At 47.6% G+C, this 20773-nt stretch carries 8 protein-coding genes, 4 tRNA genes, 6 rRNA genes and 2 pseudogenes; 7 read left to right on the top strand and 13 right to left on the bottom strand.

All coding sequences use genetic code 11. The annotated features are described in order from the left end of the window. Positions 1–51 precede the first annotated feature (51 nt). From btr to NSQ12_RS01150, 5 genes are all read left to right on the top strand, one after another. Positions 52–1641, top strand: a complete 1590-nt coding sequence (gene btr, locus NSQ12_RS01170; RefSeq protein WP_163138465.1) for a bacillibactin transport transcriptional regulator Btr — start codon at positions 52–54, stop codon at positions 1639–1641. Positions 1642–1731: 90 nt separating this feature from the next. Further along, a complete protein-coding gene (feuA, locus tag NSQ12_RS01165; protein ID WP_015252974.1) occupies positions 1732–2685 on the top strand; it encodes an iron ABC transporter substrate-binding protein FeuA in 954 nt (317 codons plus the stop codon). A gap of 18 nt (positions 2686–2703) precedes the next feature. Then, on the top strand, positions 2704–3708 hold the full coding sequence (locus NSQ12_RS01160) for an iron ABC transporter permease (protein WP_043858238.1): 1005 nt from the start codon (positions 2704–2706) through the stop codon (positions 3706–3708). Further along, the gene (gene feuC, locus NSQ12_RS01155; RefSeq protein WP_003234980.1) at positions 3701–4711 is read left to right on the top strand and encodes an iron ABC transporter permease FeuC; all 1011 of its coding nucleotides are present in this window, start codon (positions 3701–3703) and stop codon (positions 4709–4711) included. The genes NSQ12_RS01160 and feuC overlap by 8 nt, the downstream gene beginning before the upstream one ends. After that, a complete protein-coding gene (locus NSQ12_RS01150; RefSeq protein ID WP_163138466.1) occupies positions 4708–5460 on the top strand; it encodes an alpha/beta hydrolase in 753 nt (250 codons plus the stop codon). Before feuC ends, NSQ12_RS01150 begins: the two co-directional genes overlap by 4 nt. 9 nt (positions 5461–5469) lie before the next feature. On the opposite strand, the gene NSQ12_RS01145 is transcribed toward NSQ12_RS01150, so the two are convergent. Both NSQ12_RS01145 and NSQ12_RS01140 read right to left on the bottom strand, forming a co-directional pair. Continuing rightward, positions 5470–6390, bottom strand: a complete 921-nt coding sequence (locus NSQ12_RS01145; protein ID WP_010886390.1) for a bile acid:sodium symporter family protein — start codon at positions 6388–6390, stop codon at positions 5470–5472. A gap of 145 nt (positions 6391–6535) precedes the next feature. Further along, positions 6536–7972: a SulP family inorganic anion transporter gene (locus tag NSQ12_RS01140; RefSeq protein ID WP_163138467.1), complete on the bottom strand. Its 1437-nt coding sequence runs from the start codon at positions 7970–7972 to the stop codon at positions 6536–6538. 307 nt (positions 7973–8279) lie between these two features. Between NSQ12_RS01140 and NSQ12_RS01135 the strand changes: the two are divergent. Further along, positions 8280–8705 (top strand): annotated as a pseudogene (locus NSQ12_RS01135) (MFS transporter); the annotation flags it as partial. Positions 8706–8742: 37 nt separating this feature from the next. Here the strand turns inward: NSQ12_RS01135 and rrf (NSQ12_RS01130) are convergent. The 10 genes from rrf (NSQ12_RS01130) to NSQ12_RS01085 all read right to left on the bottom strand — a co-directional run bounded on the left by rrf (NSQ12_RS01130) (position 8743) and on the right by NSQ12_RS01085 (position 19110). After that, a 5S ribosomal RNA gene (rrf, locus tag NSQ12_RS01130) occupies positions 8743–8858 on the bottom strand. A 55-nt stretch (positions 8859–8913) separates the two neighbouring features. Continuing rightward, a 23S ribosomal RNA gene (locus NSQ12_RS01125) occupies positions 8914–11841 on the bottom strand. A 170-nt stretch (positions 11842–12011) separates the two neighbouring features. After that, a 16S ribosomal RNA gene (locus NSQ12_RS01120) occupies positions 12012–13561 on the bottom strand. A gap of 188 nt (positions 13562–13749) precedes the next feature. After that, a 5S ribosomal RNA gene (rrf, locus tag NSQ12_RS01115) occupies positions 13750–13865 on the bottom strand. A gap of 55 nt (positions 13866–13920) precedes the next feature. Then, positions 13921–16848: ribosomal RNA gene (locus NSQ12_RS01110) — 23S ribosomal RNA — on the bottom strand. A gap of 170 nt (positions 16849–17018) precedes the next feature. Then, positions 17019–18568 (bottom strand): 16S ribosomal RNA (locus tag NSQ12_RS01105). The 16S, 23S and 5S rRNA genes sit together here with 4 tRNA genes alongside, the layout of an rRNA operon. Positions 18569–18739: 171 nt before the next feature. After that, a tRNA-Ala gene (locus NSQ12_RS01100) sits at positions 18740–18815 on the bottom strand. 8 nt (positions 18816–18823) lie between these two features. Then, positions 18824–18900 (bottom strand) — tRNA-Pro (locus tag NSQ12_RS01095). A gap of 27 nt (positions 18901–18927) precedes the next feature. Continuing rightward, a tRNA-Arg gene (locus tag NSQ12_RS01090) sits at positions 18928–19004 on the bottom strand. A 31-nt stretch (positions 19005–19035) separates the two neighbouring features. Then, a tRNA-Gly gene (locus NSQ12_RS01085) sits at positions 19036–19110 on the bottom strand. A 397-nt stretch (positions 19111–19507) separates the two neighbouring features. On the opposite strand from NSQ12_RS01085, the pseudogene NSQ12_RS01080 reads away from it, so the two are divergent. Beyond that, positions 19508–19723 (top strand): annotated as a pseudogene (locus NSQ12_RS01080) (carboxymuconolactone decarboxylase family protein); the annotation flags it as partial. A gap of 310 nt (positions 19724–20033) precedes the next feature. Here the strand turns inward: NSQ12_RS01080 and NSQ12_RS01075 are convergent. Continuing rightward, a complete protein-coding gene (locus NSQ12_RS01075) occupies positions 20034–20390 on the bottom strand; it encodes a hypothetical protein (protein WP_029318131.1) in 357 nt (118 codons plus the stop codon). Positions 20391–20773: the final 383 nt, after the last annotated feature.

The following is a 20773-nucleotide window of genomic DNA, read 5'->3' as shown; positions in this document are numbered from 1 at the left end:
TTTCATTGAAAATGATTATCAATTGAAAGCCTCTGAAAAGGTGGTCTACTCGTGCAAAATGCAGTGATTTATCAACCAGTACAAATTGAATATCTAAAAAAGACAAGTGATCTCTTCTCAGAACAGCAATTAGCCGATTCATTCGTGCTGATTTTTCATTTAAAAGGAAACGGATATATTTCGATCGGAACAAACACCAATCCTCTGCAAAAAAAGACACTTTATGTTTGTCCGCCTAACGAGACCTTTGGCTTTACGCCAGCAGCCGATGGACATATAGATGCCTGTATAATCAGGCTTCAAAGCTATATCAAGGAAACCGGGCAAGATATTTTCACACCATGCACAAAATCGGAATTAGCCAACCTGAAGCTTATGAATGTTTCACATATCGAAAATCTTGCAGTCCGGCTTCAAGAGCTTGCCGCACTATGGAATGAATCGTCTCAGCTTTCTCAGCTAAAATGTGGGATTGAAGTACAAAGCCTGATTTATGACCTCTTTACTGCCAGTTTATCTGATCAAACGGATACACATTCAGCAATCGAAAAAACAAAACACTATATCGAAACCCATGCCGATACAAAAATCACGCTTGCCCAACTGTCGCAAATGGCAGGAATCAGTGCCAAACACTACAGTGAAAGCTTTAAAAAATGGACAGGACAAAGCGTAACAGAATTTATTACGAAAACACGAATCACAAAGGCAAAACGGCTCATGGCAAAATCAAACTGCAAATTGAAAGAAATCGCACACCAAACCGGTTATCAAGATGAATTTTATTTCAGCAGAATCTTTAAAAAATATACAGGCTGTTCACCTACAAGCTATATGAAAAAACGCCGAAAGAAAATCGCCGCATACGGAAGGGGCACAATGGGCCATCTCATCCCTCTTCACCACATACCTTTTGCGGCCGCTCTGCATCCGAAATGGACGTCTTACTACTATCAGCATTATTCGACAGATATACCCGTCCAGCTTAGTGCATACCGGTTTAATGAAAAGTGGGAAGAAAACCTGTACACGTTATCACAGGCAGAACCAGATGTGATTGTCAGCATGGATTCTATTTCTCCAGAAGAACAAGATCGCCTGAATCGCATCGCAGAAGTCATGTACCTTCCTTCAGAAGAAAGCTGGAGAACCCACTTTCTGCAAACTGCCTCATTTTTAAAGGAAGAGTCCGAAGCAGAAAAGTGGCTAGCGGATTATGACCAGCAGACAACAGCCGCCAAAAAAACACTTCAGCACGTTCAAGGGCTGCGTTTTCTCTTTTTGAGGCTGCATAAGCAAAACTTCTATCTGGCACATAACCGAAGTGTCCGCGAAGTTTTCTTTGGGGATTTAGGATTCAGCTCGGCAACAACGGCTGACACACCTTCAGAACAAGCGATTTCGTTAGAAAATATCGCAAATTACCAAGCTGACTGTATGATGCTTTTTCTTTTTAAAGAGCCGGAGACCATAGCTTACTACCAGCAATTACAGCAGACAGAAGCATGGCAAAACCTAAGCGCGGTACGGAATAACCGTGTTTATCTTCTATCCCTTGATCCGTGGAATGAATACTCAGCTTGCGGGCACGAACGCATCGTTCAGCAAACTGTTTCTTTACTATCCGGAGATTGTCCATGATAAATCAGGAATTTGTCCATGGTGTTATATCTGTTCATTCTCTATAATTCCAATTGATAATAGTTATCAATTGAACAGGAGGCTCTATAGATGAAAAAGATATCTCTTACCTTATTAATCTTGCTTCTCGCGCTGACAGCGGCAGCTTGCGGCAGCAAAAATGAATCAACTGCCAGCAAGGCAAGCGGCACAGCATCTGAGAAGAAGAAAATTGAATACCTTGATAAAACATATGAAGTAACTGTACCGACAAACAAAATTGCCATTACGGGAAGCGTTGAATCAATGGAAGACGCGAAATTGCTTGACGTTCATCCGCAAGGCGCAATTTCATTCTCCGGCAAATTCCCTGATATGTTCAAAGACATCACTGATAAAGCCGAACCAACCGGAGAAAAAATGGAGCCAAATATTGAAAAGATTCTTGAAATGAAGCCAGATGTTATCCTTGCTTCAACAAAGTTTCCGGAAAAAACGCTGCAAAAAATCAGCACAGCAGGCACGACGATCCCAGTTTCTCATATCTCTTCAAACTGGAAGGAAAACATGATGCTTCTTGCCCAGCTGACTGGAAAAGAGAAAAAAGCAAAGAAAATTATTGCAGACTATGAACAGGATCTAAAAGAAACAAAAACAAAAATCAACGATAAAGCGAAAGATTCAAAAGCGCTTGTCATCAGAATCAGACAAGGCAACATTTACATTTACCCTGAACAGGTGTATTTCAACTCCACACTATACGGTGATTTAGGCCTTAAGGCGCCGAACGAAGTAAAAGCTGCAAAAGCGCAAGAGCTGATTTCATTAGAAAAATTAAGTGAAATGAACCCGGACCATATTTTCGTCCAATTTTCTGATGATGAAAATGCAGACAAACCTGATGCCTTAAAAGATTTAGAGAAAAATCCAATCTGGAAAAGCCTTAAAGCAGTCAAAGAAGACCATGTGTATGTCAACTCAGTGGACCCTCTCGCACAAGGCGGCACAGCTTGGAGCAAAGTCCGTTTCCTGAAAGCGGCTGCTGAAAAATTGACACAAAACTAATTCAGAGTAGGTTTTTGTATGTATTCAAAACAGTGGACACGTATCATATTGATTACTTCTCCATTTGCTATAGCGATGTCACTTTTACTTTCAATCCTTTATGGGGCAAAGCATCTTAGCACAGATATTGTTTTTACATCTCTTATTCATTTCGATCCGGGAAACACAGACCATCAAATTATATGGCATTCCCGGATTCCAAGGGCTGCCGGCGCTCTGCTCATAGGGGCAGCCCTTGCTGTTTCTGGAGCGCTTATGCAGGGCATTACGCGCAATTATTTAGCTTCGCCTTCCATTATGGGTGTTTCAGATGGTTCAGCGTTTATCATTACGCTTTGCATGGTTCTGCTCCCGCAATCATCTTCGATTGAAATGATGATATACTCTTTTATCGGCTCAGCGTTAGGAGCGGTGTTAGTATTCGGCCTTGCCGCCATGATGCCAAACGGATTTACCCCCGTGCAGCTCGCCATCATCGGCACAGTCACAAGCATGCTGCTCAGCAGCTTATCAGCGGCCATGTCGATTTATTTTCAAATTTCTCAGGATCTCAGTTTCTGGTACAGTGCCAGACTTCATCAAATGAGTCCGGATTTCCTGAAGCTTGCCGCTCCGTTTTTCCTGATTGGCATTATAATGGCCATTTCTCTCAGCAAAAAGGTAACCGCTGTATCATTAGGGGACGACATTTCTAAAAGCCTAGGGCAAAAGAAAAAAACCATTAAAATCATGGCTATGCTTTCCGTCATCATTTTAACCGGCAGTGCCGTAGCGCTGGCCGGAAAAATTGCGTTTGTCGGGTTGGTTGTTCCGCATATCACGAGATTTCTCGTCGGCTCTGATTACAGCAGGCTGATTCCGTGTTCCTGTATTTTGGGCGGAATCTTTTTAACCTTGTGTGATCTCGCAAGCAGATTTATCAACTATCCGTTTGAAACACCGATTGAGGTCGTAACATCCATTATCGGCGTACCTTTCTTCCTTTATTTAATTAAACGAAAAGGAGGGGAGCAAAATGGCTAAAAAATATGCATTGTTCATCGCTTTGATTCTTGTTGTCAGTTATTTCAGCTTAACGAGCGGATCATTTTCTGTTCGTCCTGCTGAGCTGCTCTCCACTCTTTTTCAAATCGACCCGAATCCGCAGTATGAAATTTTGCTGTTCGATTTAAGACTGCCGCGGGTTGTCATGGCTGCTATTATTGGACTCGGTCTTGGCATTGCAGGCGCTGTTATCCAGGCCATCACGAGAAACGGGCTTGCTGACCCTGGAATTCTCGGAATCAACGCAGGGGCAGGAGCTGGCATTGTAGCGTTTATGCTCTTATTCCAAGGCCAGAAGGAAGTGACATCCATAGCTGCAGCGATGGGAATGCCGCTCTTTGGATTGATAGGCGGGCTCATCGCGGCGATCCTGATTTACATATTTGCATGGCACAGAGGCAATTTAGATTCAGGAAGAATTATTCTGGTAGGGATTGCGATCAATTCAGGATTCAGCGCCCTGTCTTTGTTTTTATCTTTAAAAATGGACCCGCAAGACTATCAAATGGCCATGGTGTGGAAAAACGGAAGCATCTGGTCTGCCAACTGGACGTATATCACAGCCGTTCTCCCATGGATGCTGCTGTTTATACCGATTCTTATCGGCAAATCCCGCCTGCTCGACACCATCCGTTTTGATGAAGACACAGTCAGAAGCCTCGGCATTTCATCAAATAAAGAAAAAACCATCCTGCTCGTAGCCTGTGTAGCAATCATCAGCGCCTGTGTCTCCGTAGCGGGAAGTATGGCGTTTGTCGGCTTAATTGCTCCCCATATCTCACGGAGACTGGCTGGCGTCGAACATCGCTATATCCTGCCACTGAGCGGTTTAATCGGGATGCTTCTTGTGATAAGCGCAGACTTTGCCGGAAAACTGTTTTTTCAGCCCGCAGAAGTGCCCGCAGGCATCATTTTGGCGATCCTCGGAGTTCCTTATTTCTTATATCTGCTTTTCAAGCAAAAAAAGGGGGAGAATGCTTGAAAGGATCTCTTTCAGAACACAAAGCCGGCAACAGGAGGTTCACGCTGTACCTCCCTCCTTCCTACAGCACAGACAGCCGGGAATTTCCTGCTGTTTACGTGCAGGATGGCAGTTCTTTGTTCCAAAACCAAATCGAATTATTAGAAAGCGCATATCAACAGCAAAGGCTCCCTGAACTCGTGCTGATCGGTATCGAACCCGAAAACCGGCTTGATGAATACACCCCTTGGCCGGCTGCATCACTCAGTGATCGGTTCACGGACTTCGGCGGAATGGGATATCACTATCTGTCTGATATAACGAACCAGTTCATTCCGCTAATCGAAGAAAACTGGAACGTCACCAGGGAACCGCAGTCAAGAGGAATGATCGGTGCCTCATTAGGCGGCCTCATCTCAATGTTCGCCATATTAAAATATCCGTCAATGTTCGGGAAAATAGGCTCTATATCAGGTTCATACTGGTACGAGAACGCAGCGGAAACCATTCATATATCTTCTTTAAAGCCCGGCACTGCACGTGTTTTCATGTCTATCGGGAGTGAAGAAGGCCGTGAAAAACAATCCATTCAGCGACATATGCTGAAAAAAACAAAGCAAGTACATCAAAGTCTAAAAGAAAAAGGCTTCACTGAAGACCAGTTGTGTCTTTCAATTGAAAAAGGAGCGGTGCACCACCGCAAGTATTTCTGCAAACAGTTCATCAACGCGCTCGAATGGCTATACGGAAAAAACCGCTCAACCCTATGAGCGGTTTTTTTATGCTTTCTGCAACATTGGTTTTAATTCAAAACGATTCAGCATATAGCCAAACAAAGCAGCCAATATCTGCTGAAACAGCATGCCGATCACAACAGGAACGGCAACCTGAGACGGGAAGAACGTAACGGCAAGAACTGCGCCGGCACTAATATTCCTCATGCCTCCCGTAAATATAAGAGAGACTATTTCCTCTTGCCGCCTTTTCATCATTTTTCCGATCAGCCAAGCAGCGGCATAACCTGTTAACGCGATAAAGAATACCGTTACAGCTATTCCTGCAAATCTCAAATCAATGGATTTGAAATAAGGAGCAATCGCTGAACTGTTAATCGCAATCACTGCCATCAAGCAAAGCTTTGAAAAAGGCGACAGCGCACTGCTCACAAACGCAGTTCTTTCTGGAGATGACATCTGATTAAACAGCATGCCCAAAAAAGAAGGAATCACGACCATTACAATCAGACCTTTCATCATTCCCCACACATCCATGTGAACCTGAGCGCCGGCCAGCAATGAAAGACTCAGCGGTACGATTAGCGGTGACAGCACAGTATCAACTAAAATAATCGAAAGTGTCAAACCGACATTCCCTTTGTACATCGCTGCCCAAATCAAGCTTGTAATCCCCGTAGGAATCACAACAGCCAATGTTAAACCGGTAATCGTCAAAGGATCACCTTTAAATATAAGATGGCCGCTGCCCCAAGCAAAAAGCGGCATGAAAATATGAAGAACGAATAGTGCAAGAATCATAGGGAGAGGGTGAGACAATGCATGTCTCAAAGATTGAAAGTTCGCGCTCAAACTGCCTGCAAACGTAATAAAAGCAAAGATCCAAGGCACAGCCCATTCATACCCATTTAAAAACTGAGACAGCAGCACGCCCAACACCACACTAGTCGGCGTTAACAGCGGCATAACTCTTCCCAATACACGGTTCAGCTTTTGAAGCATCATATGCAAGTCCCCTATTTAAAATTTCTCTTCTCTCTATTATATCAATGCTGCTTAAGTGTATGTTATATAAAAAAGCCCAGGTCTCATTCATCTGGGCTTCTCTATTTTATGCCATTTGTTTCATTAGAGATTTACTCGCTTTATTCAAACCTTTTAACTCAGCTTCAATGCCTTGTTCCTTAAACTTCGCAACAATCTTATCAAGTGCGGCCGCACCAGAATCGTCCCATACGTGAGCTTCAGTTAAGTCAATCACAACCCGCTCAATATCCTCTTGATATATAAACGCATTTGCAAGATCCGTCACTGACGCAAAAAAGATTTGCCCCTTCACTTGATACGTTCTAAGCTTTTGATCCTCTGCATGAGAAACGATTTTCAGCTTCGAGATTTTTGCCACAAAGAACACGGCACTTAAAAGAACACCGACAAATACACCCTTAGATAAGTCATCCGTCACAACAACCGTAACCACAGTCACAACCGTGACAATCGAGTCCGTGAGCGGCGCTTTTTTGAGACCTTTTAAAGAAGACCAATCAAAAGTGCCGACAGACACCATAACCATTACAGCCACTAACGCCGCCATTGGGATTTTCACCACGACATGACTTAACACCGCAATTAAAAACATCAGAAAAGCACCGGCAACAAATGCTGACAAACGTCCGCGACCGCCCGCTTTTGTATTAATGACAGATTGTCCGATCATAGCGCAGCCTGCCATTCCGCCAAAGAATCCAGTCACGATATTCGCAATTCCCTGTCCGCGGCTCTCTTTATTTTTATCACTATCCGTATCCGTCATTTCATCAATAATCTGTGCTGTCAGCAAAGATTCAAGCAACCCGACAAACGCTAAAGCAATTGAATAAGGAAAAATAATTTGCAGTGTTTCAAAGGTAAACGGAACATCAGGGATTAAGAAATGAGGCAATGAACTAGAAATATTGCCCATATCACCAACCGTCCGCACATCCACATGGAAAGTGACCGCAATAATTGTCATCACAATAATCGCCACAAGCGGAGACGGAACAGCAGTCGTAAACCTTGGCAGCACATAAATAATAACCAACGACCCGGCAAGCATCGCATACATGCTCCAAGAAGCACCTTCAAACTGGGGAAGCTGCGCAGAGAAGATAAGGATTGCCAGCGCATTCACAAACCCGATCATCACAGAACGCGGGATGAATTTCATTAATCTTGCAATTTTACTGATACCTAAAATCACTTGAATAATGCCAGTCAAAATCGTAGCTGCAAATAAATACTGAAGCCCATGATCAGCAACCAGCGACACCATAACAACTGCCATTGAGCCTGTCGCAGCTGAAATCATGCCAGGTCTGCCGCCAAAAATAGAAATAATAATGGCTATGCAAAATGACGCATAAAGACCGACCATCGGATCCACACCGGCTATAATAGAAAAGCCAATCGCTTCAGGTATTAACGCTAACGCAACTAAAATGCCAGCAAGAATGTCTTTTCGGATATTCCCGAACCATTGCTGTTTTAATGTAAAACTATTATTCAAATATAACGACTCCTTTTTAGTAAAAAATAAATCCGCACCATATCTATTGTATTGGGAGCTTTTTTTATTTTACGGGAGAAAATGAAAAGAAAAACGACCGGAGAAAACGGGGAAACGTTGAGTATATTGTATTGAGGCAAGGAGTTGTCATACAAAGAGTATCATAATAAATTTTTATCAATTACGCAAGATGATTGCTGAAGAAAAAAATGGCTCAAATATAGTCTGAGACATTTTATCATATCCGGATGAAACCAAGAATCGTTTTAATGACAGTAATATCTTTTCTCTCATTTGGCAACCCGAGCCGGTTTCCGAAAAAATAACCTATCATCATTATCTCAGGCTGATAAATATGAGCGGCCTCATTTAACTCTGTATTTTGGCAATCAATAAAACAGCTTTTGCAGGGATTATTCTTAGTTTTTTCTTAGGACTTATTTATGGCCGGCATGTTCGCCATTATCTTAATTGTCACCAATCAATTTTATCATGGGAAAACAGAACAAACGACAGGCATGCTGCTCGCTGCCAATGGATTGGCGGCACTATCCTGCCAATTGCAGACGGATGGAGTCTGGATGAGTCTCCCGTACAAACTGCATTTTGATTATTTATGACTCTCATGTTGATCATGCTGGGTGATTGTATTGGATTCAAAAGTATTAGAAAACTTAAAAAGCAGAAGCTTTATAAAATGGATACTGATGAAAGCAAATCGGCACAGATATAAAATAAAAAACCCAGCTCAATGAGCTGGGTTTAAGCTTGCTTGGCGGCGTCCTACTCTCACAGGGGGAAACCCCCGACTACCATCGGCGCTGAAGAGCTTAACTTCCGTGTTCGGTATGGGAACGGGTGTGACCTCTTCGCTATCGCCACCAAACAAATTGAGAGTGTTCTCTCAAAACTAGATAACAGGTGTGACATCATTCAAAAATATGGTTAAGTCCTCGATCGATTAGTATCTGTCAGCTCCATGTGTCGCCACACTTCCACCTCAGACCTATCAACCTGATCATCTTTCAGGGATCTTACTTCCTTGCGGAATGGGAAATCTCATCTTGAGGGGGGCTTCATGCTTAGATGCTTTCAGCACTTATCCCGTCCGCACATAGCTACCCAGCGATGCCCTTGGCAGAACAACTGGTACACCAGCGGTGCGTCCATCCCGGTCCTCTCGTACTAAGGACAGCTCCTCTCAAATTTCCTGCGCCCGCGACGGATAGGGACCGAACTGTCTCACGACGTTCTGAACCCAGCTCGCGTACCGCTTTAATGGGCGAACAGCCCAACCCTTGGGACCGACTACAGCCCCAGGATGCGATGAGCCGACATCGAGGTGCCAAACCTCCCCGTCGATGTGGACTCTTGGGGGAGATAAGCCTGTTATCCCCGGGGTAGCTTTTATCCGTTGAGCGATGGCCCTTCCATGCGGAACCACCGGATCACTAAGCCCGACTTTCGTCCCTGCTCGACTTGTAGGTCTCGCAGTCAAGCTCCCTTGTGCCTTTACACTCTGCGAATGATTTCCAACCATTCTGAGGGAACCTTTGGGCGCCTCCGTTACCTTTTAGGAGGCGACCGCCCCAGTCAAACTGCCCACCTGACACTGTCTCCCCGCCCGATAAGGGCGGCGGGTTAGAAGGTCAATACAGCCAGGGTAGTATCCCACCGATGCCTCCACCGAAGCTGGCGCTCCGGTTTCCAAGGCTCCTACCTATCCTGTACAAGCTGTACCAACATTCAATATCAGGCTGCAGTAAAGCTCCACGGGGTCTTTCCGTCCTGTCGCGGGTAACCTGCATCTTCACAGGTACTATAATTTCACCGAGTCTCTCGTTGAGACAGTGCCCAGATCGTTGCGCCTTTCGTGCGGGTCGGAACTTACCCGACAAGGAATTTCGCTACCTTAGGACCGTTATAGTTACGGCCGCCGTTTACTGGGGCTTCAATTCGCACCTTCGCTTACGCTAAGCGCTCCTCTTAACCTTCCAGCACCGGGCAGGCGTCAGCCCCTATACTTCGCCTTACGGCTTCGCAGAGACCTGTGTTTTTGCTAAACAGTCGCCTGGGCCTATTCACTGCGGCTCTCTCGGGCTTGCACCCTAACAGAGCACCCCTTCTCCCGAAGTTACGGGGTCATTTTGCCGAGTTCCTTAACGAGAGTTCTCTCGATCACCTTAGGATTCTCTCCTCGCCTACCTGTGTCGGTTTGCGGTACGGGCACCTCTCACCTCGCTAGAGGCTTTTCTTGGCAGTGTGGAATCAGGAACTTCGCTACTATATTTCGCTCGCCATCACAGCTCAGCCTTATGGGAAACGGATTTGCCTATTTCCCAGCCTAACTGCTTGGACGCGGATATCCAATACCGCGCTTACCCTATCCTCCTGCGTCCCCCCATTGCTCAAATGGTGAGGAGGTGGTACAGGAATATCAACCTGTTGTCCATCGCCTACGCCTTTCGGCCTCGGCTTAGGTCCCGACTAACCCTGAGCGGACGAGCCTTCCTCAGGAAACCTTAGGCATTCGGTGGAGGGGATTCTCACCCCTCTTTCGCTACTCATACCGGCATTCTCACTTCTAAGCGCTCCACCAGTCCTTCCGGTCTGGCTTCACAGCCCTTAGAACGCTCTCCTACCACTGTTCGAAGAACAGTCCGCAGCTTCGGTGATACGTTTAGCCCCGGTACATTTTCGGCGCAGAGTCACTCGACCAGTGAGCTATTACGCACTCTTTAAATGGTGGCTGCTTCTAAGCCAACATCCTGGTTGTCTAAGCAACTCCACATCCTTTTCCACTTAACGTATACTTTGGGACCTTAGCTGGCGGTCTGGGCTGTTTCCCTTTCGACTACGGATCTTATCACTCGCAGTCTGACTCCCAAGGATAAGTCATTGGCATTCGGAGTTTGACTGAATTCGGTAACCCGGTAGGGGCCCCTAGTCCAATCAGTGCTCTACCTCCAAGACTCTTACCTTGAGGCTAGCCCTAAAGCTATTTCGGAGAGAACCAGCTATCTCCAGGTTCGATTGGCATTTCACCCCTACCCACACCTCATCCCCGCACTTTTCAACGTGCGTGGGTTCGGGCCTCCATTCAGTGTTACCTGAACTTCACCCTGGACATGGGTAGATCACCTGGTTTCGGGTCTACGACCACGTACTCATGCGCCCTATTCAGACTCGCTTTCGCTGCGGCTCCGCATCTTCTGCTTAACCTTGCACGGGATCGTAACTCGCCGGTTCATTCTACAAAAGGCACGCCATCACCCGTTAACGGGCTCTGACTACTTGTAGGCACACGGTTTCAGGATCTCTTTCACTCCCCTTCCGGGGTGCTTTTCACCTTTCCCTCACGGTACTGGTTCACTATCGGTCACTAGGGAGTATTTAGCCTTGGGAGATGGTCCTCCCGGATTCCGACGGAATTTCACGTGTTCCGCCGTACTCAGGATCCACTCAGGAGAGAACGAAGTTTTGACTACAGGGCTGTTACCTCCTATGGCGGGCCTTTCCAGACCTCTTCATCTACCTCGTTCTTTTGTAACTCCGTACAGAGTGTCCTACAACCCCAAGAGGCAAGCCTCTTGGTTTGGGCTAATCCCGTTTCGCTCGCCGCTACTCAGGGAATCGCATTTGCTTTCTCTTCCTCCGGGTACTTAGATGTTTCAGTTCCCCGGGTCTGCCTTCTCATATCCTATGAATTCAGATATGGATACCACTCCATTACGAGTGGTGGGTTTCCCCATTCGGAAATCTCCGGATCAAAGCTTGCTTACAGCTCCCCGAAGCATATCGGTGTTCGTCCCGTCCTTCATCGGCTCCTAGTGCCAAGGCATCCACCGTGCGCCCTTTCTAACTTAACCGTTAAAAAGAATCACTATGTGATATCTTGTGTTACTAATTGAATGTGATGTCTACTGTTATCTAGTTTTCAAAGAACACGTTTCGAAGGAATGATCCTTCAAAACTAAACAAGACAGGGAACGTTCTGTTTATAAGACCCAAGGTCTTATATTCCGTATAATATCCTTAGAAAGGAGGTGATCCAGCCGCACCTTCCGATACGGCTACCTTGTTACGACTTCACCCCAATCATCTGTCCCACCTTCGGCGGCTGGCTCCTAAAAGGTTACCTCACCGACTTCGGGTGTTACAAACTCTCGTGGTGTGACGGGCGGTGTGTACAAGGCCCGGGAACGTATTCACCGCGGCATGCTGATCCGCGATTACTAGCGATTCCAGCTTCACGCAGTCGAGTTGCAGACTGCGATCCGAACTGAGAACAGATTTGTGGGATTGGCTTAACCTCGCGGTTTCGCTGCCCTTTGTTCTGTCCATTGTAGCACGTGTGTAGCCCAGGTCATAAGGGGCATGATGATTTGACGTCATCCCCACCTTCCTCCGGTTTGTCACCGGCAGTCACCTTAGAGTGCCCAACTGAATGCTGGCAACTAAGATCAAGGGTTGCGCTCGTTGCGGGACTTAACCCAACATCTCACGACACGAGCTGACGACAACCATGCACCACCTGTCACTCTGCCCCCGAAGGGGACGTCCTATCTCTAGGATTGTCAGAGGATGTCAAGACCTGGTAAGGTTCTTCGCGTTGCTTCGAATTAAACCACATGCTCCACCGCTTGTGCGGGCCCCCGTCAATTCCTTTGAGTTTCAGTCTTGCGACCGTACTCCCCAGGCGGAGTGCTTAATGCGTTAGCTGCAGCACTAAGGGGCGGAAACCCCCTAACACTTAGCACTCATCGTTTACGGCGTGGACTACCAGGGTATCTAATCCTGTTCGCTCCCCACGCTTTCGCTCCTCAGCGTCAGTTACAGACCAGAGAGTCGCCTTCGCCACTGGTGTTCCTCCACATCTCTACGCATTTCACCGCTACACGTGGAATTCCACTCTCCTCTTCTGCACTCAAGTTCCCCAGTTTCCAATGACCCTCCCCGGTTGAGCCGGGGGCTTTCACATCAGACTTAAGAAACCGCCTGCGAGCCCTTTACGCCCAATAATTCCGGACAACGCTTGCCACCTACGTATTACCGCGGCTGCTGGCACGTAGTTAGCCGTGGCTTTCTGGTTAGGTACCGTCAAGGTACCGCCCTATTCGAACGGTACTTGTTCTTCCCTAACAACAGAGCTTTACGATCCGAAAACCTTCATCACTCACGCGGCGTTGCTCCGTCAGACTTTCGTCCATTGCGGAAGATTCCCTACTGCTGCCTCCCGTAGGAGTCTGGGCCGTGTCTCAGTCCCAGTGTGGCCGATCACCCTCTCAGGTCGGCTACGCATCGTCGCCTTGGTGAGCCGTTACCTCACCAACTAGCTAATGCGCCGCGGGTCCATCTGTAAGTGGTAGCCGAAGCCACCTTTTATGTTTGAACCATGCGGTTCAAACAACCATCCGGTATTAGCCCCGGTTTCCCGGAGTTATCCCAGTCTTACAGGCAGGTTACCCACGTGTTACTCACCCGTCCGCCGCTAACATCAGGGAGCAAGCTCCCATCTGTCCGCTCGACTTGCATGTATTAGGCACGCCGCCAGCGTTCGTCCTGAGCCAGGATCAAACTCTCCGATAAAGTAGTTTGACTGACTACGCACATCGCTGTGCGATTTTTTAAAAACTGAATTAACAGGTACGTTTTGTCTTGTTTAGTTTTCAAAGATCATTTTGTTTGTTTGCTTTGTTAAAGCAACTTTATTAGTATACAACGTCACTTCTTCAAAGTCAACAACTTTTTTAAAAAAATTACACTAACGTGCAATTGCTTGGCGGCGTCCTACTCTCACAGGGGGAAACCCCCGACTACCATCGGCGCTGAAGAGCTTAACTTCCGTGTTCGGTATGGGAACGGGTGTGACCTCTTCGCTATCGCCACCAAACAAATTGAGAGTGTTCTCTCAAAACTAGATAACAGGTGTGACATCATTCAAAAATATGGTTAAGTCCTCGATCGATTAGTATCTGTCAGCTCCATGTGTCGCCACACTTCCACCTCAGACCTATCAACCTGATCATCTTTCAGGGATCTTACTTCCTTGCGGAATGGGAAATCTCATCTTGAGGGGGGCTTCATGCTTAGATGCTTTCAGCACTTATCCCGTCCGCACATAGCTACCCAGCGATGCCCTTGGCAGAACAACTGGTACACCAGCGGTGCGTCCATCCCGGTCCTCTCGTACTAAGGACAGCTCCTCTCAAATTTCCTGCGCCCGCGACGGATAGGGACCGAACTGTCTCACGACGTTCTGAACCCAGCTCGCGTACCGCTTTAATGGGCGAACAGCCCAACCCTTGGGACCGACTACAGCCCCAGGATGCGATGAGCCGACATCGAGGTGCCAAACCTCCCCGTCGATGTGGACTCTTGGGGGAGATAAGCCTGTTATCCCCGGGGTAGCTTTTATCCGTTGAGCGATGGCCCTTCCATGCGGAACCACCGGATCACTAAGCCCGACTTTCGTCCCTGCTCGACTTGTAGGTCTCGCAGTCAAGCTCCCTTGTGCCTTTACACTCTGCGAATGATTTCCAACCATTCTGAGGGAACCTTTGGGCGCCTCCGTTACCTTTTAGGAGGCGACCGCCCCAGTCAAACTGCCCACCTGACACTGTCTCCCCGCCCGATAAGGGCGGCGGGTTAGAAGGTCAATACAGCCAGGGTAGTATCCCACCGATGCCTCCACCGAAGCTGGCGCTCCGGTTTCCAAGGCTCCTACCTATCCTGTACAAGCTGTACCAACATTCAATATCAGGCTGCAGTAAAGCTCCACGGGGTCTTTCCGTCCTGTCGCGGGTAACCTGCATCTTCACAGGTACTATAATTTCACCGAGTCTCTCGTTGAGACAGTGCCCAGATCGTTGCGCCTTTCGTGCGGGTCGGAACTTACCCGACAAGGAATTTCGCTACCTTAGGACCGTTATAGTTACGGCCGCCGTTTACTGGGGCTTCAATTCGCACCTTCGCTTACGCTAAGCGCTCCTCTTAACCTTCCAGCACCGGGCAGGCGTCAGCCCCTATACTTCGCCTTACGGCTTCGCAGAGACCTGTGTTTTTGCTAAACAGTCGCCTGGGCCTATTCACTGCGGCTCTCTCGGGCTTGCACCCTAACAGAGCACCCCTTCTCCCGAAGTTACGGGGTCATTTTGCCGAGTTCCTTAACGAGAGTTCTCTCGATCACCTTAGGATTCTCTCCTCGCCTACCTGTGTCGGTTTGCGGTACGGGCACCTCTCACCTCGCTAGAGGCTTTTCTTGGCAGTGTGGAATCAGGAACTTCGCTACTATATTTCGCTCGCCATCACAGCTCAGCCTTATGGGAAACGGATTTGCCTATTTCCCAGCCTAACTGCTTGGACGCGGATATCCAATACCGCGCTTACCCTATCCTCCTGCGTCCCCCCATTGCTCAAATGGTGAGGAGGTGGTACAGGAATATCAACCTGTTGTCCATCGCCTACGCCTTTCGGCCTCGGCTTAGGTCCCGACTAACCCTGAGCGGACGAGCCTTCCTCAGGAAACCTTAGGCATTCGGTGGAGGGGATTCTCACCCCTCTTTCGCTACTCATACCGGCATTCTCACTTCTAAGCGCTCCACCAGTCCTTCCGGTCTGGCTTCACAGCCCTTAGAACGCTCTCCTACCACTGTTCGAAGAACAGTCCGCAGCTTCGGTGATACGTTTAGCCCCGGTACATTTTCGGCGCAGAGTCACTCGACCAGTGAGCTATTACGCACTCTTTAAATGGTGGCTGCTTCTAAGCCAACATCCTGGTTGTCTAAGCAACTCCACATCCTTTTCCACTTAACGTATACTTTGGGACCTTAGCTGGCGGTCTGGGCTGTTTCCCTTTCGACTACGGATCTTATCACTCGCAGTCTGACTCCCAAGGATAAGTCATTGGCATTCGGAGTTTGACTGAATTCGGTAACCCGGTAGGGGCCCCTAGTCCAATCAGTGCTCTACCTCCAAGACTCTTACCTTGAGGCTAGCCCTAAAGCTATTTCGGAGAGAACCAGCTATCTCCAGGTTCGATTGGCATTTCACCCCTACCCACACCTCATCCCCGCACTTTTCAACGTGCGTGGGTTCGGGCCTCCATTCAGTGTTACCTGAACTTCACCCTGGACATGGGTAGATCACCTGGTTTCGGGTCTACGACCACGTACTCATGCGCCCTATTCAGACTCGCTTTCGCTGCGGCTCCGCATCTTCTGCTTAACCTTGCACGGGATCGTAACTCGCCGGTTCATTCTACAAAAGGCACGCCATCACCCGTTAACGGGCTCTGACTACTTGTAGGCACACGGTTTCAGGATCTCTTTCACTCCCCTTCCGGGGTGCTTTTCACCTTTCCCTCACGGTACTGGTTCACTATCGGTCACTAGGGAGTATTTAGCCTTGGGAGATGGTCCTCCCGGATTCCGACGGAATTTCACGTGTTCCGCCGTACTCAGGATCCACTCAGGAGAGAACGAAGTTTTGACTACAGGGCTGTTACCTCCTATGGCGGGCCTTTCCAGACCTCTTCATCTACCTCGTTCTTTTGTAACTCCGTACAGAGTGTCCTACAACCCCAAGAGGCAAGCCTCTTGGTTTGGGCTAATCCCGTTTCGCTCGCCGCTACTCAGGGAATCGCATTTGCTTTCTCTTCCTCCGGGTACTTAGATGTTTCAGTTCCCCGGGTCTGCCTTCTCATATCCTATGAATTCAGATATGGATACCACTCCATTACGAGTGGTGGGTTTCCCCATTCGGAAATCTCCGGATCAAAGCTTGCTTACAGCTCCCCGAAGCATATCGGTGTTCGTCCCGTCCTTCATCGGCTCCTAGTGCCAAGGCATCCACCGTGCGCCCTTTCTAACTTAACCGTTAAAAAGAATCACTATGTGATATCTTGTGTTACTAATTGAATGTGATGTCTACTGTTATCTAGTTTTCAAAGAACACGTTTCGAAGGAATGATCCTTCAAAACTAAACAAGACAGGGAACGTTCTGTTTATAAGACCCAAGGTCTTATATTCCGTATAATATCCTTAGAAAGGAGGTGATCCAGCCGCACCTTCCGATACGGCTACCTTGTTACGACTTCACCCCAATCATCTGTCCCACCTTCGGCGGCTGGCTCCTAAAAGGTTACCTCACCGACTTCGGGTGTTACAAACTCTCGTGGTGTGACGGGCGGTGTGTACAAGGCCCGGGAACGTATTCACCGCGGCATGCTGATCCGCGATTACTAGCGATTCCAGCTTCACGCAGTCGAGTTGCAGACTGCGATCCGAACTGAGAACAGATTTGTGGGATTGGCTTAACCTCGCGGTTTCGCTGCCCTTTGTTCTGTCCATTGTAGCACGTGTGTAGCCCAGGTCATAAGGGGCATGATGATTTGACGTCATCCCCACCTTCCTCCGGTTTGTCACCGGCAGTCACCTTAGAGTGCCCAACTGAATGCTGGCAACTAAGATCAAGGGTTGCGCTCGTTGCGGGACTTAACCCAACATCTCACGACACGAGCTGACGACAACCATGCACCACCTGTCACTCTGCCCCCGAAGGGGACGTCCTATCTCTAGGATTGTCAGAGGATGTCAAGACCTGGTAAGGTTCTTCGCGTTGCTTCGAATTAAACCACATGCTCCACCGCTTGTGCGGGCCCCCGTCAATTCCTTTGAGTTTCAGTCTTGCGACCGTACTCCCCAGGCGGAGTGCTTAATGCGTTAGCTGCAGCACTAAGGGGCGGAAACCCCCTAACACTTAGCACTCATCGTTTACGGCGTGGACTACCAGGGTATCTAATCCTGTTCGCTCCCCACGCTTTCGCTCCTCAGCGTCAGTTACAGACCAGAGAGTCGCCTTCGCCACTGGTGTTCCTCCACATCTCTACGCATTTCACCGCTACACGTGGAATTCCACTCTCCTCTTCTGCACTCAAGTTCCCCAGTTTCCAATGACCCTCCCCGGTTGAGCCGGGGGCTTTCACATCAGACTTAAGAAACCGCCTGCGAGCCCTTTACGCCCAATAATTCCGGACAACGCTTGCCACCTACGTATTACCGCGGCTGCTGGCACGTAGTTAGCCGTGGCTTTCTGGTTAGGTACCGTCAAGGTACCGCCCTATTCGAACGGTACTTGTTCTTCCCTAACAACAGAGCTTTACGATCCGAAAACCTTCATCACTCACGCGGCGTTGCTCCGTCAGACTTTCGTCCATTGCGGAAGATTCCCTACTGCTGCCTCCCGTAGGAGTCTGGGCCGTGTCTCAGTCCCAGTGTGGCCGATCACCCTCTCAGGTCGGCTACGCATCGTCGCCTTGGTGAGCCGTTACCTCACCAACTAGCTAATGCGCCGCGGGTCCATCTGTAAGTGGTAGCCGAAGCCACCTTTTATGTTTGAACCATGCGGTTCAAACAACCATCCGGTATTAGCCCCGGTTTCCCGGAGTTATCCCAGTCTTACAGGCAGGTTACCCACGTGTTACTCACCCGTCCGCCGCTAACATCAGGGAGCAAGCTCCCATCTGTCCGCTCGACTTGCATGTATTAGGCACGCCGCCAGCGTTCGTCCTGAGCCAGGATCAAACTCTCCGATAAAGTAGTTTGACTGACTACGCACATCGCTGTGCGATTTTTTAAAAACTGAATTAACAGGTACGTTTTGTCTTGTTTAGTTTTCAAAGATCATTTTGTTTGTTCGCTTTGTTAAAGCAACTTTATTAGTATACAACGTCACTTCTTCAAAGTCAACAACTTTTTAAAAACTTTTGGTGGAGCCTAGCGGGATCGAACCGCTGACCTCCTGCGTGCAAAGCAGGCGCTCTCCCAGCTGAGCTAAGGCCCCATAAAAAATGGTCGGGAAGACAGGATTCGAACCTGCGACCCCATGGTCCCAAACCATGTGCTCTACCAAGCTGAGCTACTTCCCGATTTCCCATCTATTCTATTAAAAGATATGGCGCGCCCGAGAGGAGTCGAACCCCTAACCTTTTGATCCGTAGTCAAACGCTCTATCCAATTGAGCTACGGGCGCAATTCAATTTACAATATCCCGTTGGGATAAATGGAGCGGAAGACGGGATTCGAACCCGCGACCCCCACCTTGGCAAGGTGGTGTTCTACCACTGAACTACTTCCGCATCTCGCAATAAAAAAAGCTTTCTCCTTATTGAGAAACCTTGGTAATAATACATTTAATAAAGCTTCCAAGCGTAATCGAACCGCTGACCTCTTCCTTACCACGGAAGAGCAACTTGAAAGTTTATATCCGGTTTCTTAGGACAAAGGTAATTATAGCAGGGTTTTGATAAATGTCAATACGGTTTAGACAAATTTAGAAAGGTGGCGAATAATCGTGTTTGCCACCTTTCTGCCACCCTGGGTAGCGGACACCTAAAATTAAACGAATTAAATAATTCATTAAAATTAAAAATTAGTGCAAAATAAAAAAACATCTATTAATAACATGGCTTCCATCTAACAACTCTCAATGTTCTTGGTAATCCTTCTTCCCACGTTAAATATTTCAGACCATAATTAATTACAATTGCAGCACTCACTACACAAGGTGGCTGTGAACCACAACTACATGTTCATATATATGCAGCACTCAATGTTGGGCTTTCACCAGGTGAGATAGTTGAATCAATATTTCACTGTACGCCTTATACCGGCTTTCTAAGAGTGCTGAATGCAACCTTTGTAGCAAAACGAATTTTTGAAGAGCATAACATTCAAACGATATCCACTTAAAAAATTATAAGCTTTCCCGTTTAGGCGCCAGAGGAACCCTGGCGTTTTATATTATGTTCTACTTTAATGGAAAGAATCGTTTTGAATGATTTGAAAAAGAAGACAGGAAAGAATGAAGAGGATATCCGTGCAACTGTGAAGTATGTTTAAGGTTATTACTATCATTTCTTGTTTATTCTTTTAATTTGATTTAGAACATTTATAAGTTAATGTTCATACTACAATACGGTTTCCTAAGAGCAACCTCAGTTCTACTATCGACCCATTAGCTTAAACGTAAAAAGCACCCGTTTTCAGGTGCCCCAAACAACTATGATATTTTCCTCAATCTATTAGCGCTGAATCCACTGCTTTGGTATGTTTTGACGAGATCGCCCAATCGTACCGAAAAGCCCAAGATGCCGCTGCCCCTGTTCGTTCCACGCGGTACATCATACCAATGTCCGCTCAATTCCACCGCTCCACTCCAATCGTAACTCACTTCCCCTTCTAACACATTGGTCCAATTATGACCACTGCCGTTGTCGCTTAATCCTACCCACCAGACCTTATTGTTATCGAGATGGCGGATGTAGTAAATGCCTCCATCGTCGCCTCGCCAGGTTCCTGTCAAATCGTACGCAGGTTGCCTCCAATGAGTTAATATAGGTACCTGATTGTAGTACATAAGTAGCTCTCCTCTATTGGAATTTTTATTCGTTACAGCATAAGTCCACTACATTTAATACCGAATTCGTTGCCATGTAGTCGCGCCAATTCCACCGGATACCTTAGTCAACCGGTCTCCACTACGGGCGACGACTAAGGTGCCACTGCCCCTGTTCGTTCCACGCGGTACATCGGCCCAATTTCCAGAGATCACCTCTGATCCAGTTTCATCAAACATCCGCATTCCATGAAACACGTGTGTCCAGTGTTGCCCCCTACCGTTGTCGCTGAAGCCTGCCCACCAGACATGGGGGTCATCATGCCGGATGTAGTACACGCCTCCATCGTTGCCTCGCCAGATTCCTGTCATATCCGCTTCCTGCCGAGTCACTTGTGCATCAA

Origin of the sequence: Bacillus sp. PS95 (assembly GCF_037963565.1) — a bacterium.
Lineage (GTDB): Bacteria > Bacillota > Bacilli > Bacillales > Bacillaceae > Bacillus > Bacillus subtilis.
Note: the sequence above shows the minus strand (reverse complement) of the source record. Positions and strands in the feature narration are given on the sequence as shown.

Excerpts from the sequence above, each read along its gene's own strand:
- NSQ12_RS01160 (WP_043858238.1), top strand. The coding sequence starts at position 2,704 with ATGTATTCAAAACAGTGGACACGTATCATATTGATTACTTCTCCATTT.
- feuA (WP_015252974.1), top strand. The coding sequence starts at position 1,732 with ATGAAAAAGATATCTCTTACCTTATTAATCTTGCTTCTCGCGCTGACA.
- NSQ12_RS01145 (WP_010886390.1), bottom strand. The coding sequence starts at position 6,390 with ATGCCGCTGTTAACGCCGACTAGTGTGGTGTTGGGCGTGCTGCTGTCT.
- feuC (WP_003234980.1), top strand. The coding sequence starts at position 3,701 with ATGGCTAAAAAATATGCATTGTTCATCGCTTTGATTCTTGTTGTCAGT.
- NSQ12_RS01075 (WP_029318131.1), bottom strand. The coding sequence starts at position 20,390 with ATGTACTACAATCAGGTACCTATATTAACTCATTGGAGGCAACCTGCG.